This window comes from Sphingobacterium composti (assembly GCF_009829075.1).
GTDB lineage: Bacteria > Bacteroidota > Bacteroidia > Sphingobacteriales > Sphingobacteriaceae > Sphingobacterium > Sphingobacterium composti.
In genome coordinates this window covers 22,531-35,983 of sequence record NZ_WUQZ01000001.1, presented here as the reverse complement: position 1 = coordinate 35,983, position 13,453 = coordinate 22,531, and the positions used below count along the sequence as shown (strand labels likewise).

Annotated in this window: 14 protein-coding genes and 1 riboswitch; of the genes, 7 read left to right on the top strand and 7 right to left on the bottom strand. The window is 35.5% G+C overall.

Annotated elements, in window-relative coordinates; genetic code table 11:
• Positions 1–314 precede the first annotated feature (314 nt).
• Both GOQ17_RS00170 and GOQ17_RS00165 read right to left on the bottom strand, forming a co-directional pair.
• On the bottom strand, positions 315–2,039 hold the full coding sequence (locus tag GOQ17_RS00170; protein WP_159633028.1) for a hypothetical protein: 1,725 nt from the start codon (positions 2,037–2,039) through the stop codon (positions 315–317).
• A gap of 3 nt (positions 2,040–2,042) precedes the next feature.
• Positions 2,043–2,222, bottom strand: coding sequence for a hypothetical protein (locus GOQ17_RS00165; protein WP_159633025.1), 180 nt, complete (start codon positions 2,220–2,222; stop codon positions 2,043–2,045).
• A gap of 424 nt (positions 2,223–2,646) precedes the next feature.
• Positions 2,647–2,748, top strand: a riboswitch (SAM riboswitch).
• Between the two features lie 67 nt (positions 2,749–2,815).
• On the opposite strand from GOQ17_RS00165, the gene metE reads away from it, so the two are divergent.
• The 6 genes from metE (at position 2,816) to GOQ17_RS00140 (ending at position 8,369) form a co-directional block, all read left to right on the top strand.
• Complete coding sequence (gene metE / locus GOQ17_RS00160; protein WP_159633022.1) at positions 2,816–5,131, top strand: 5-methyltetrahydropteroyltriglutamate--homocysteine S-methyltransferase; 2,316 nt, start codon at positions 2,816–2,818, stop codon at positions 5,129–5,131.
• A gap of 146 nt (positions 5,132–5,277) precedes the next feature.
• On the top strand, positions 5,278–5,682 hold the full coding sequence (locus GOQ17_RS00155; RefSeq protein ID WP_159633019.1) for a helix-turn-helix domain-containing protein: 405 nt from the start codon (positions 5,278–5,280) through the stop codon (positions 5,680–5,682).
• 260 nt (positions 5,683–5,942) lie between these two features.
• Positions 5,943–6,119 carry a hypothetical protein gene (locus GOQ17_RS16170; RefSeq protein WP_201288475.1) on the top strand — a complete coding sequence of 59 codons (177 nt, stop codon included), beginning with the start codon at positions 5,943–5,945 and terminating at the stop codon, positions 6,117–6,119.
• Positions 6,120–6,179: 60 nt separating this feature from the next.
• Positions 6,180–6,701, top strand: coding sequence for a DUF4833 domain-containing protein (locus tag GOQ17_RS00150; protein WP_159633017.1), 522 nt, complete (start codon positions 6,180–6,182; stop codon positions 6,699–6,701).
• A 66-nt stretch (positions 6,702–6,767) separates the two neighbouring features.
• Entirely contained in the window at positions 6,768–7,934 is a 1,167-nt protein-coding gene (locus tag GOQ17_RS00145; RefSeq protein WP_159633015.1) for an alpha-hydroxy acid oxidase, read from the top strand.
• 15 nt (positions 7,935–7,949) lie between these two features.
• The gene (locus tag GOQ17_RS00140; RefSeq protein ID WP_159633013.1) at positions 7,950–8,369 is read left to right on the top strand and encodes a 6-pyruvoyl trahydropterin synthase family protein; all 420 of its coding nucleotides are present in this window, start codon (positions 7,950–7,952) and stop codon (positions 8,367–8,369) included.
• Between the two features lie 27 nt (positions 8,370–8,396).
• Here GOQ17_RS00140 and GOQ17_RS00135 read toward each other — a convergent pair whose 3' ends face one another.
• The 5 genes from GOQ17_RS00135 to GOQ17_RS00115 all read right to left on the bottom strand — a co-directional run bounded on the left by GOQ17_RS00135 (position 8,397) and on the right by GOQ17_RS00115 (position 12,426).
• On the bottom strand, positions 8,397–9,161 hold the full coding sequence (locus GOQ17_RS00135; RefSeq protein ID WP_159633011.1) for an exodeoxyribonuclease III: 765 nt from the start codon (positions 9,159–9,161) through the stop codon (positions 8,397–8,399).
• Positions 9,162–9,164: 3 nt separating this feature from the next.
• Positions 9,165–9,929 carry a peptidylprolyl isomerase gene (locus tag GOQ17_RS00130; RefSeq protein WP_159633009.1) on the bottom strand — a complete coding sequence of 255 codons (765 nt, stop codon included), beginning with the start codon at positions 9,927–9,929 and terminating at the stop codon, positions 9,165–9,167.
• 10 nt (positions 9,930–9,939) lie between these two features.
• Entirely contained in the window at positions 9,940–10,287 is a 348-nt protein-coding gene (locus GOQ17_RS00125) for a hypothetical protein (protein WP_159633007.1), read from the bottom strand.
• 67 nt (positions 10,288–10,354) lie between these two features.
• Positions 10,355–10,792, bottom strand: a complete 438-nt coding sequence (locus GOQ17_RS00120) for a low molecular weight protein-tyrosine-phosphatase (protein ID WP_159633005.1) — start codon at positions 10,790–10,792, stop codon at positions 10,355–10,357.
• Between the two features lie 80 nt (positions 10,793–10,872).
• Positions 10,873–12,426 carry a Do family serine endopeptidase gene (locus tag GOQ17_RS00115; protein ID WP_159633003.1) on the bottom strand — a complete coding sequence of 518 codons (1,554 nt, stop codon included), beginning with the start codon at positions 12,424–12,426 and terminating at the stop codon, positions 10,873–10,875.
• A 207-nt stretch (positions 12,427–12,633) separates the two neighbouring features.
• Here GOQ17_RS00115 and dapF point away from each other — a divergent pair, with 207 nt between their 5' ends.
• Entirely contained in the window at positions 12,634–13,422 is a 789-nt protein-coding gene (gene dapF, locus GOQ17_RS00110; protein WP_159633001.1) for a diaminopimelate epimerase, read from the top strand.
• The last annotated feature ends 31 nt before the right edge of the window (positions 13,423–13,453 follow it).

Genomic DNA, 13,453 nt, shown 5'->3' with positions numbered 1-13,453 from the left:
TATCCAAATCCTATTAGCAAGCAAACCTTGCCACACGATCGCTACATTCAGAAAATATTCCATTTTCTTCCTTCTGGAAACATAACTGTCGTAAAATCAGATAACAGATAGACATATAATTATTTTAAAACAATAAATTGCTTTAACGCTTTAAAGATATCATGAACTAATTAATTAATCAATATTTATTTTTAAAGCAACAGTTAACAACTATCAAACAAGCATTTACATTACAGTACAATGCTTGTTAACACGTCTACTCTAACTAAAAAAGATCTGAAAAATTCAGAGCTTTAAAAAATTATTGTAATATGTTAATTTCTCAATGTGCGTACACAACGAATATTAAGACCTCTTGCACCCGAAATAACAAAATCAGGATAATCTATTAATCCGTCACCCGAATCATTACCCGTCTTGAGAATAGCAATTCTAAAGACATCAGCTTGCGTCTTAAGAGCACTTCCTGTTAACCAATACAAAGCATTTGCTCCTTCTCCAGTATAAACTAAACCATCCCGCATACCAAATGCATAAAATCGAATTTTTTGATCTTCGTTATTAACCAACTCCATATAATCATAATCCCTCTCCGTTGACGATCCACTTGCATCTAAATAAGAAAATGATTTCAAATTATTATTAGATGGTGTTGCCAAACTTGCCTCTTCAATCGTCGGCATTCTCCATCCTCCAGGATATACTAGTGAACACGGATCTAAATCACGACCAGAATTATCTTCTGATTTAGGAAACTCTTTATTAAAATTCCAATAATCTGTTAATTCCTTGTATCCATCACTAGCGGATTCACGAAATTTATGTCGATGCCCTTCAGGAGCATTGGCGTCGTAATATAGATTAGTATAAGACCAAATCACATCACCTATTTGAAATCCATTGAAGAGATTTATACGACCATTAAAATATTTTCCCTTCGAAAGATTGATATCCCCAAAATTATAAGACTTCGTAGCAGGAGAAGAAAGCACCGTCGTTTCAGTATCCTCTCCATCGCGCTGAATGACTAGCTCTTTCAACACAACACTGAAATTATTTAATTGATTTATACCATCGGTATCGTCCATATAAACATACCTATTAATCGACAAACTATCTTGGTCTCCGAAAATGGTAAAATCATATGAAAACGTTTCTTCGTCAAGCTCTAATTTTTCAATCACTCTGTTTAATTTTAAATCAAAATTCGCTGTCTTTCTGTATCCAAACGAACCAAACGTACCTGCGATCTTTTTGACTTTCGCTCCTACTCCTTTAGCATCAACTGTAATACCTACTTTCACCGTTTGTGGTAAAAATATCACATTAACTTTAGGTGGAGTTGGATAATCAGCTTTTGGATCCACTAAAAAACTTCCATTATGATAGAAAAATTCTTTGTCGGATGGTAATATTATTTTTGGTTTATTATTCGTTTGAGAAGGATCTAAATTCAAATTATCAAAATCCTTTTCATCTTTAGTATTAAACGTAAAAGCAACAATACGGTAATAATTTAATGCAGTTAATTCATAATCCTCTTTAAAACGAACAGGAATTGTTGCATCCACATCGCCAGATTTAATTAATGTAGTACCCACATGATTATCCTCATTGTCAAAAATAAGAACCATATAAAAAACACCTTCTTCCAGCTTCTTGTACTTGGAAATATCATCATAAACCGGCATATTATTCCCTTCTAAAGATGCAACTTTATTTCCCAAAGCGGATTTCAAATTCTTAGATACACCGTTTGTATTTCTTTTATACTCATCAATAGAGAATTCAGAAAAATACATTTGATCCAAAGCATCTGTTTTAATAATAGGACCAGCTGATTGTTTTGAAAAATTTTGAGATGCTGAAGCTTGCCTCTCCAATTTTTTATTTTTAGCATCTACCACTAACATCGCATTGATATCCAACTTGATATACATAACCTTACCGTCATTAGTATCTACATACTGCTCTTTAGAACAGCCTGATAGAAAAGTGAACAAGATTAAACATGATAAAATTGCAAATACATTCTTCATAACTTAGAAATTTAAATTAAAGTCTTTATTGTTCTCTTCATAGACCTCATAATCGCTAATATGGGTTCCAATTCCTTCCGTATCTATATTTACAGAATTAGGATAAGATCCTACAGCTATTGATTCTTCAATAGTCACATACACCAAAGAAACTTTAGGCGATTGATAAACTTGCTTATTCATTTTGATATTATTTAAATCCAGAAAAGCACTACAAATTCTACTATGTTAATAGATTATTTTTTATGCGACATTTATCAAAATGGCATTAATCAAAATTAAGTTATCAACACAACTATTAATCCAATTAAATCATAAGAATCGGTATCTTTTTCACAGTTGGTAGATTTATAATCTGGCACAAAAGTATTAAATTAAAAGCATAATCAAAAGAATATCAATTAAATACAATACAAAACATTTATTTTGTCAGAATAGAATACAATATTGACATAAAAAGATAATATAATTAGATAAACAACCAATTATTTCTAAAAATTTTTCAAAATTTTTAGAAATAATATAAATGATAACTTAGAGAAGAATATTCGAAAAGTGTGATAATAAAAAATTTTGATACTATAAGAATATTATATAACTTAGCCACCGCTTATAGAGAAAGGTAGAGGGAATAGACCCGATGAAGCCTTAGCAACCTGTCCCTTGACAAGGTGCTACAGTCTACCCACATTGATGGGAATGATAAGCCGAGATCACTAAACCTAGTGACCTTCTCTTAGCAAAGGACAATAGTATTTAACTTTAAGGAACATTATATGTTACTAACAAACAATTTAGGCTACCCTCGTGTAGGACCATTCCGTGAATTGAAGAAAGCAAACGAAGCATACTGGGCTAAGAAAATTTCAGCGGAAGAATTATTTAATGCAGCGAAAGAGATTCGTCTAAACAATTGGAAAACGCAAAAAGATGCTGGCATCAATTTGATTCCTTCTAATGATTTCTCATTCTATGATCAGGTTTTAGATTTATCGCTTACGGTAGGCGCTATCCCTGCACGTTACAATTCTTTACTAGACAAAATCGACAACAACTATAGTTTAGATTTATATTTTGCAATGGCACGTGGATTCCAAGCAGAAGGAATCGATGTGACAGCCTCAGAAATGACAAAATGGTTTGATACGAACTACCACTATATGGTACCTGAGTTCACGAAAGATCAAACTTTCAAATTAACTTCTGAAAAATTCTTAAACGAATACAACGAAGCTAAAGCTGCTGGTTTCGATACGAAGCCTGTTGTGATTGGCCCCATTACTTATTTGTTAATTGGTAAAGAAAAAGAAGAAGGTTTTAACCGCATCGACTTAATCGATCGTCTTTTACCAGTTTACGAAGAGATTATCTCTAAATTAGCTGATGCTGGTGCTGAATATATCCAAATTGATGAGCCTTATTTGGCTTTGGATATTGATGAAAAAGTAAAGGCATTATATACTAAAGTATTCGAAAAATTGAATGCTGCTGCTAAAGGAGCAAAATTAATTGCTACAACTTACTTCGAAGCGTTGAAAGATAACGAAGATTTAGCAGTTAGCTTACCTGTTCACGCTCTACATCTAGATTTAGTACGTGGCGAAAAACAATTAGACACGCTATTAACTAAAGTTCCTGCTTCATTGACACTTTCTTTAGGTGTAGTTGAAGGACGTAACATTTGGAAAAATGATTACGAAAAAACTTTAGCTAAAATCCAACAAGCTGTTGCTGCTTTAGGCAAAGACAGAGTTTGGGTAGGCACTTCTTCTTCATTGTTACACGTTCCTTACGATTTGGATAGCGAGAAAAAAGAAGATACTCTTCCAGCTGAAGTTAAAAACTGGTTAGCATTCGCTAAACAAAAATTAGCAGAGGTTAAAGATTTAGCAGTATTAGCTGATGGTGAAGTAGATGCACAAACAGCAGAACGTTTTGAAGCTAACAAAGCTGCTGCAGAAAGCCGTCGTACTTCTCCATTGATTCACAGACCAGAAGTTAAAACTCGCGTTAGCAGCATTACAGACGAGGATGCAAAACGTACTTCTCCATTTGAAGCGCGTAAAGCTGCTCAACAAGCTAAATTCGGATTACCTGAATTTGCCACTACAACAATCGGTTCATTCCCACAAACGAAAGACGTTCGTAAATGGAGAGCTGACTTGAAAAAAGGTGTAATCACACAAGAAGAATACGATAAAGCTATCGCTGAAGAAACTGAAAGTGTAATCCGTTTACAAGAGAACTTAGATATCGATGTATTAGTACACGGTGAGTTCGAGCGTAATGACATGGTAGAATACTTTGGTGAGCAATTAGCAGGATATGCATTTACACAATACGGTTGGGTTCAATCCTACGGTTCTCGTTGTGTAAAACCTCCAGTTATCTATGGTGATGTATACCGTCCAGCAGATATGACAGTTCGTTGGTCTGCATATGCACAATCTTTAACAGATCGTCCAGTAAAAGGTATGTTGACAGGTCCTGTTACTATCTTACAATGGTCTTTCGTACGTAATGATCAACCACGCGAAACGACGACTTACCAAATCGCTTTAGCGATCTTAGACGAAGTTCAAGCTTTAGAAAAAGCAGGCATCAAAATCATACAAATTGATGAGCCAGCTATCCGTGAAGGTTTACCATTACGTCAGGCTGACCAACAAACATATTTAGATTGGGCTGTACGTGCATTCCGTGTTTCTTCTTCAAATGTGGAGGATGACACTCAAATTCACACGCACATGTGTTATTCAGAATTCAACAACGTAATCAAAGATATAGCTGCTATGGATGCTGACGTAATTACTATCGAGACATCACGTTCTCAAATGAAATTGTTAAATGCATTTGCTGGTGAATTCAAATACCCTAACGACATCGGTCCTGGTGTATATGACATCCACTCACCACGCGTGCCTAGTAAAGAAGAAATGATTGATTTGCTACGTAAAGCGAAAGATGTAGTACCAGCAAAACAACTTTGGGTTAACCCTGATTGTGGTTTGAAAACTCGTGCTTGGCCTGAAACTAAAGCAGCATTAGAAGCGATGGTTGAAGCTGCTAAAGTATTAAGAGCAGAATCTTAAAAATTAGTAATATTAAATAACCATAAAACTCCCGAAATCTTATTGATTCGGGAGTTTTTTATTTAATACAACAATTACACACCATTGTCGTATTATTGGCATATAGATTATTCTTACAAAAAAGTATAAATAAACAGTTTTGAGGTATGACAAAACCTAATATCAACGAAATCTTAAAATCCCCTCGAAAGCTAAAGAGACTAACCCAACAAGAACTTGCTGACGAAGCGGGAGTCTCCTTAAGAACTGTTAAGCGCATTGAGAAAGGGACAGAAGAAATCAGTGGTTTTAGTTTGAAACAAATAAGTAAAGTATTAGACATACCATTAGAAGAGTTAATTATGCAAAATGTAGATCAAGTCAGTATTGATAACAATCAAATAGGGAGTATAAGAAATCTATATTTATCATCATTATTTTTTGTTTTCAATCCAATTTTAGGCTTACTTGTCCCTTATATTTATGGGTATTGTAAACGAAATAGAAGCAAACTATATAATATACATCTAAAAAAAACACCAAATATCATGGATTCTATTTATTATTTATAGCATTAATCTTAATTATATTGATATTTTCGTTCCATTTAAATGACAGCTCAAATCCTTACATAACTGAAAGCACTAGCCCCTACATCATGGACACAACAACTATATCATATGTCCTCTTCTTTTGGCAACTCTTCATACTATTCATCATACTTTATATTCCAATATCTTTAATTTGGACTTTCCTACAATTTCGCAAATTAATTAAAAGCTTATCTCAAACAATTTAATGGAGAACTTGTTCTTAAATATAAACATCAATTATGAAAAGAATAAGTTTAGTTGCACTAATGGCTACATTTATTTCATTGCTATCAAGCTGTGAAGTAATCGGTGGAATATTTAAAGCCGGCGTTTGGTCTGGTATAATAATAGTCGTTATTGTTGTGGCCTTAATTATTTGGTTGATTTCCAAATTTATGGGCGGAAACAGAAATTAATAGTAATACAACCACGGTTTCCGAAAGTAAAAATTGTAATTTAGTATTAAACAATACAAAATGGTTAAGCTTGTTACATTTTTTACTTTTTTTGTAATTCTTAATACCGCATGTTTTTCGCAAGAGAACTATCCCAAACCAACCGCGGAAGACATCCTTTTTTATATCCAACACAGTAGAGGAAAAAACACTTTTATATATCAAGCAAACTTTAGCTCAGCAAATCACCTCAACGATAAAAATCCAATTAAAATCAGTAGACAATTATTTGATAATAACGGTGAAATAAAACCACTAACTAACATACAGCGTAAATATGCCTATGGCATCAAAACAGAAAAACTCCATACGAACTATTACGAGATAAGACTAGTCTCTTACCCAAGTCAAAAACTATACTTAAAGCTTGACAACAATACTCCCTATATAGAAACTACTATTTCGGGTAAGTATATGATTGTTAAACATCTTTTCATTCACTTAAGAGTTGGTACTTCAGGACTAAATGTAAAAGCTGACTACATCCTATTTCATGGAATAGACAAAAATGGTAAAGCTATTCAAGCCAAAATAACACCTTAAAGCACAGAATAGCTCAGGATAGCTAATCAAATTTTTAATCGTATTTTGGAGAAAATTTTTTAATCAATGTCTAAAAAACCGATTTTTAAATACAATAGTCGATATCCGTCTGTCGATGACCTTAAAAAGAAAGCTAAACAAAGAATACCAAAGTTTGCATTTGACTATCTACAGGGAGGATGTAATGAAGAATTGAATCTCTTCAAAAATGAAAATGATTTTGATACTATTCAACTTAAACCACAATACTTACGAGTAGGTCAAGAGATTGACATGTCCGTAGAGTTATTCGGAAGAAAATACAGCGCACCCTTTGGAATCTCTCCTATTGGTTTACAAGGTCTGATGTGGCCTAACGCTCCAGAAATATTAGCAAAGGCAGCGGCAAAACATGACATCCCTTATACGCTTAGTACAGTGTCTACAAGTAGTATAGAGCGTATCGCAGATGTGTCAGATGGAAAAGCTTGGTTTCAGTTGTATCATCCTACAGAAGATAGATTACGTGATGATATTTTGAGACGCCTTGAGGTAGTGGAATGTCCTGTTCTAGTCGTTCTTGTGGATGTTCCTTCATTTGGACTCCGTTACCGAGAGATTAAAAGCGGATTGTCCATGCCCCCAAAAATGAATATTGAAAACATTCTTCAAGCTATGGTTTGTCCAACTTGGGGAATCCAAACCCTAAAACATGGCATCCCTTCATTTGCAACATTAAAACCTTACATGGAAAAAGGTCTTGATTTATCGCAATTAGGCCAATTCATGAACAAAACCTTCACAGGCAAAGTAAATATCGAGAAGGTAAAAGCTATTCGTGACATCTGGAAAGGTCCTCTGGTGCTCAAAGGAATCGCAACTGATGAAGATATGGAAGCGTCTATTCAATTAGGCGTAGATGGCGTAATCGTGTCTAACCATGGTGGAAGACAAGTGGATGCTGGAGAGTCCTCCATTGTATCACTCACAAAATTGGCAACCAATCCAAATTATAAAAACAAACTAAAAATAATGATGGATGGGGGCATCCGCTCAGGCGTGGATTTAGCTAGAGCGTATGCTGTGGGATCAGAATTCAACTTCATGGGACGACCATTTATGTATGGAGTTGGTGCATTAGGGGATGAAGGAGGTGAGCACACCATTAACATGTTTAAAGCGCATCTCTATCAGGTCATGCAACAATTGACGGTAGACAATATCCAACAACTGCAAGATCGATTGATAAAATAAGCTTATATTTGCCTTATGATAACAGCAGAGCGATATCACGATATTTCATGTGGACATAGAGTCGTTGGTCACGAAGGGAAATGCAGATTTCTGCATGGGCACAATTATAGAATTCACTTTGAAGTAGCGGCTGAACAATTAGATGAAGTCGGTCGTGTCCTAGATTTTTCTGTCATCAAAGAGAAATTGTGTATGTGGTTAGAAGATAATTACGATCACAAGTTTTTGATTTGGGTAAATGACCCCATGTTGGAAGAATTGAAAAAACTTACAGAAGAAAGTTTAGTCATTGTACCCTTCAATCCCACCGCTGAAAATATTGCTAAACATCTTGTTGAAGTAATTGCACCACAGCAACTAAAAGAAACTGGTTGCGAGCTAATACGATGCAAAGTCGAAGAAACGCAGAAATGTTCTGCAACATATAAAAAGTAATGAGAAACAAATGTTTCTCATTACTTTTTATGTTAATTCCAGTAATACTGGACAATGATCAGAATGCACCGCATCAGGCAATATCCTCGCTCCCACGATGCGATTTTCCAAAGCCTTTGACGCCATATTGTAATCAATACGCCAACCCAAATTTTTACCTCTAGAACCTGCTCGGTAACTCCACCATGTATAGTGATGCGGGTCAGGATTCAACGACCTGAAAGTATCTATAAAACCTGAATTAATAAAATTCTCCATCCACTCACGCTCAGCAGGTAAGAACCCTGAGGTATTCGCATTGGATTTCGGGTTGTGAATATCAATAGCACGATGACAAATGTTGTAATCTCCGCTTATTACTAAATTCGGATGGTCAACTAATAATTTATGCGCGTATTGATGAAAATCATGTAAGAATCTATATTTGAAATCTTGACGAACATCACCTGTTGTTCCTGACGGAAAATAAGTGCTCATCACGGAAACATCTTCGAAATCTGCCCGAATAACACGTCCTTCAAAATCGTAATCCTCATGACCACAACCATACTCTATATGTTTTGGAGTGATTTTAGTCAAAATAGCCGTACCACTGTATCCTTTTTTCTGTGCAGGATACCAATAATGTTCATACCCCATTTGCTCTAAGAACAATATTTCTGGAACTTGATCTGGTGTAGCTTTAATCTCTTGTAAACAAACAACATCAGGATTAACAGCAGTCAGCCAACCTAACCAATCCTTTTTTAAGGCTGCTCTTAGTCCGTTGACATTATATGTAATTATCTTCATAAACTAGAGTTTGTAGTTTTTGGATTTGAATCCATCGAACAACTTAGTAAAAAAACCATTTTTAGGTTTTAAACCTACCATTTCTCTTTCTAAATTAATGGCTTCACGACGTGTTAATAATCGCATGTGCATCGATTCATTTGTAATTGGGCGATCGTTTTTATCCGTATTTACCCCTGCAATTTGATCAATTGCTTCTATTCCTTTAATTGTTTCTCCGAAGACAGTATAATTCCCATCCAAATGAGGCGTACCTCCAATGTTTTTATAGGCTTCACGCTGTTGAGCAGAAAACTCTTTACCTTGCATTCTGTGTTTAACCAAAGAGTCCAAACCAGCATCTGTAAATTTGCGACCCTGTACAATATAAAACTGTGAGCCTGAAGAAGATTTCGCCGGGTTATTATCTCTTGCCGCACCTAACACTCCTCTCTTGTGAAATAATCCTCCTTGTATCTCCGCATTGATTTTATAATCAGGTCCACCATTACCTAGTATAGTCAAACTAGTAGTAGTTGGCGACTTTGAATCAGGATCTCCTCCCTGAATCATAAAATTCTTAATAACACGGTGAAATAAGACGCCATCGTAGTACCCTTCAGACACTAATTTCTTAAAGTTATCGCGGTGCTTTGGCGTCTGGTTGTACAGCTGCGCCAACATAGTTCCTTTATTTGTGGTGATTTCCACATAATAATGCTGTGGTTTTTGTGCAAAACTTAGTGTTGTAATAAAAATCAACACTAAACTTAAAATTATCCTATTCATTTATACTGCTTTATATAAAATCTAAATCCTGAAAATAGTCTATAATTAACGATTTAAGAATCAGCTCTTGCTCCAAAAGCGTATAGTTTGGAACTGGTTTTACTAATATCCAATGTGGCCACCCTTCCTCATCCGAACCTTCTAATTCATAAAAACCCATCGACGAAAACAATCGACATGTGGCAATATGCATCAACTCTTCTTTTTCTCGTTTTGAAAATTGCTTTGGTCCCTGCCCCAATTCTTGTACGCCGATCAAAAACAGCATTACTTTTAAATCGGGTAAATCCATATCAAAACTTTTGGCAATGGCTTCCCGTAATATATTCCATTTTTGATTTACTTCTGCTGCTTTCATTTATTTGCTATTGTGCCAAAATAATGATTTAAATTTGGTTTTAATACAATCTGATTCAATCGTTACGTTATTTGGACAATTTTGAAATCAGATCTTGACATCTTTTTTCAACCATCTTATATACAGGTTCGAATAGCGCATCATCATAATACGGATCGGGAACGATATCATCTTCTAAAAACAGAGAGACTTTTGCTTTTTGCTCTTCATTTTTTGCAAGGCGAATAACATCTTTATAATTCTGCCTGTCCATCACTAGAATATGATTATACTTATCAAATAACTTTTCTGTGAAATGTTGAGCCTTTTGCGTGGAAATATCTACGCCATATTTCTTTGCAACAGCAATACTACGTCTATCTGGACATTGTCCTATGTGCCAATCTCCTGTACCGGCAGAGTCTATTTCCCATCCTAAGTTTTTACTATCTGCTATATGTTGTAAAATGCCATGTGCTAACGGCGAACGGCAAATATTTCCTAAACAAACCATTAAAATTTTCATAGCACAAAAATGTCTTTTTATTCTGTAAAAACAAAAATGGCTTCCCTAAGAAAGCCATTTGAAATTATTAATTGTTGCTATTAGTATTCAATAGGAACATTCAGCTCAACCGTGCTACCACGTTGTGGCACACCTTTGATGCGTACGATATTACGTTTTGTCGCGGATAAAGCAGACTCTACATCATCTACACTATTCACTGCCTTACCATTCACCTCTGTGATCACAAGCCCTTTCTCTACACCAAAGTATTCGAAAACACCTCCTCTATGCACTTGAGTCACAATTACACCAGAAGATACCCCTAATTCTTTTTTACGTGCATCAGTAGCAGGAATGAAACTTGCACCTAATTTGTTGAAGATTTCAGTTGCACTCGCACTTGGTCCATCTTCTCCGCCTTTAGACTTTGAATCTTCCTCAGCCTTTAACGTTAAATTCACCTCTTTCTCCTTACCTTCACGTTTGTAAGTGATTTTTACTTTGTCACCAGGACGAAGTCTCGCTACACGCTCTTGTAAATCTGAAGAAGAATAAATTGTTCTGCCTTCAATTTTAGTAATAATGTCTCCTCCTTTGATACCAGCACTTTCTGCAGCCCCACCTTTTACTACATTTTGAACATACAATCCATTGATATCGTCAATTCCTTTCTCTTTGCGTAATGCTTCATTAATTTCAGTAAATGTTACACCAATAAAACCGCGTTTCACACTACCAAATTCTTTGAAATCATCTAAGATTTTCTTCGCTAAATTGATAGGAATTGCAAATCCATAACCAGCATATACACCTGTCGGAGATGCAATAGCAGAGTTGATACCAATTAATTCTCCACGAGCATTCACTAGAGCTCCGCCACTATTACCTTTGTTGATAACAGCATCTGTTTGGATAAATGATTCAATGGCTGTATTGATAATTTGCTGTTCTGGATCTCCATAACCATACCCACGAGGTTGTTGTTGTGAATCGCCCAAGATACCAATCTGGCGACCTTTAGCACTAACAATACCTGCCGTGACAGTAGACTGTAAACTCAATGGATAACCCACTGCCAACACCCACTCACCAATTTGGACATTATCCGAATCACCCATTCTTACCATTGGTAATTTGGTAGCATTCACTTTTAATAATGCTAAATCAGTATTCGCATCCTTGCCTATTACTTTAGCTTCAAAAGTTCGCTTATCTGTTAATTGTACTTCTATTTTATCTGCATTTTCAACGACGTGATTATTCGTTACGATATAACCATCAGGAGTTAATATTACACCAGAACCAGAGGCTTGTGCTTGACGAGGCTGTGCTTGCTGACGACGCTGAGGCATTCCGAAAAACTCTTCAAACATATCGAACGGAGAACCTCCACCACCACGCTGTGAACCGCGCGCTGTCATCGTCACTTTAATGTGCACGACGCCAGGAGAAACTGCTGCTGCTGCTTGGGTAAAATCTGGATTACCTGTAGAAGACATCATCTCTCCAGCAGGATTACTCGCATAATATACTTTTTGTTGCTCTTCCAAACTCATGTGTTTAAATTGTTTGTCCTCAAACAATTTATAACCTCCAACAGCCACCGCTCCCCCTAAGACAGCTGTCAATAAACTTACTCCTATTTTTTTCATATTATTTATTGCTGTTTTAAAATTCTAAATTTGTTATCTATTCTTTACACGACGTATTCAAATGTAATACCATACTGCCCACTGACACAAATTTTGTCAGTTAAATTTTGTTAACAACGACCCGATTATAAGGATTTTAACAAGATTTAACAAATTGGCTTCAGAATTGTAACAAGAATATTAAATTTGAGCTAAATTTTCAACTTTATGAGCAGAAAAATCCAATTCTCCAAATATCAAGGTGCAGGTAACGACTTTGTATTGATTGATAACAGAAACAACCATTTCGATAGAAATAACAAAGATTTGGTTAAAAAGTTATGCGATCGACGCTTTGGAATTGGAGGAGATGGTTTGATGTTGCTTCAACATAATGAAAATTTTGACTTTGAAATGGTTTATTACAATGCCGATGGCGGAGAAGGTACTATGTGTGGCAATGGTGGTCGTTGTATTGTTGCATTTGCACGCGATTTGAATATCATAAGCAACAGAACTGACTTTGTGGCAGTAGATGGCCCTCATCTTGCTGAAATAACTGACAGTCAAGTTAATTTAGGAATGATTGATGTTCATGAAATTAATCGCGACGGAGAAGCTTATGTTCTAAATACGGGCTCTCCACATTATATTGCTAAAGTCCAAAATTTAAAAGAGTTCAACGTATATACCGAAGGCTATGCAATTCGTAATAATGAAACTTACGGCAAAAGCGGTATTAATATCAATTTCATCGAGGCAGAAGGTGATGGATATTTCGTACGCACATTTGAGCGTGGTGTAGAAGACGAAACTTACGCTTGTGGTACTGGAGCAACAGCAGCGGCAATGGCGATGGCTATTGACAAGAATTTAGAAGGAGATATCACTTTACCAATTCGTGTATTAGGCGGTCAGCTTTACATTTCATTTCACAAATCTGGAAATACATTTACAAATGTATATTTAAAAGGTCCTGCTAACTTTGTTTTCAGTGGTGAAATTGAAATAGATTAATTATTTTAAGTAAACTTCTCGGATAATTTTA

Coding starts and splice junctions, on each gene's coding strand:
- GOQ17_RS00170 (WP_159633028.1), bottom strand. CDS start 2,039: ATGAAGAATGTATTTGCAATTTTATCATGTTTAATCTTGTTCACTTTT.
- GOQ17_RS00165 (WP_159633025.1), bottom strand. CDS start 2,222: ATGAATAAGCAAGTTTATCAATCGCCTAAAGTTTCTTTGGTGTATGTG.
- metE (WP_159633022.1), top strand. CDS start 2,816: ATGTTACTAACAAACAATTTAGGCTACCCTCGTGTAGGACCATTCCGT.
- GOQ17_RS00155 (WP_159633019.1), top strand. CDS start 5,278: ATGACAAAACCTAATATCAACGAAATCTTAAAATCCCCTCGAAAGCTA.
- GOQ17_RS16170 (WP_201288475.1), top strand. CDS start 5,943: ATGAAAAGAATAAGTTTAGTTGCACTAATGGCTACATTTATTTCATTG.
- GOQ17_RS00150 (WP_159633017.1), top strand. CDS start 6,180: ATGGTTAAGCTTGTTACATTTTTTACTTTTTTTGTAATTCTTAATACC.
- GOQ17_RS00145 (WP_159633015.1), top strand. CDS start 6,768: ATGTCTAAAAAACCGATTTTTAAATACAATAGTCGATATCCGTCTGTC.
- GOQ17_RS00140 (WP_159633013.1), top strand. CDS start 7,950: ATGATAACAGCAGAGCGATATCACGATATTTCATGTGGACATAGAGTC.
- GOQ17_RS00135 (WP_159633011.1), bottom strand. CDS start 9,161: ATGAAGATAATTACATATAATGTCAACGGACTAAGAGCAGCCTTAAAA.
- GOQ17_RS00130 (WP_159633009.1), bottom strand. CDS start 9,929: ATGAATAGGATAATTTTAAGTTTAGTGTTGATTTTTATTACAACACTA.
- GOQ17_RS00125 (WP_159633007.1), bottom strand. CDS start 10,287: ATGAAAGCAGCAGAAGTAAATCAAAAATGGAATATATTACGGGAAGCC.
- GOQ17_RS00120 (WP_159633005.1), bottom strand. CDS start 10,792: ATGAAAATTTTAATGGTTTGTTTAGGAAATATTTGCCGTTCGCCGTTA.
- GOQ17_RS00115 (WP_159633003.1), bottom strand. CDS start 12,426: ATGAAAAAAATAGGAGTAAGTTTATTGACAGCTGTCTTAGGGGGAGCG.
- dapF (WP_159633001.1), top strand. CDS start 12,634: ATGAGCAGAAAAATCCAATTCTCCAAATATCAAGGTGCAGGTAACGAC.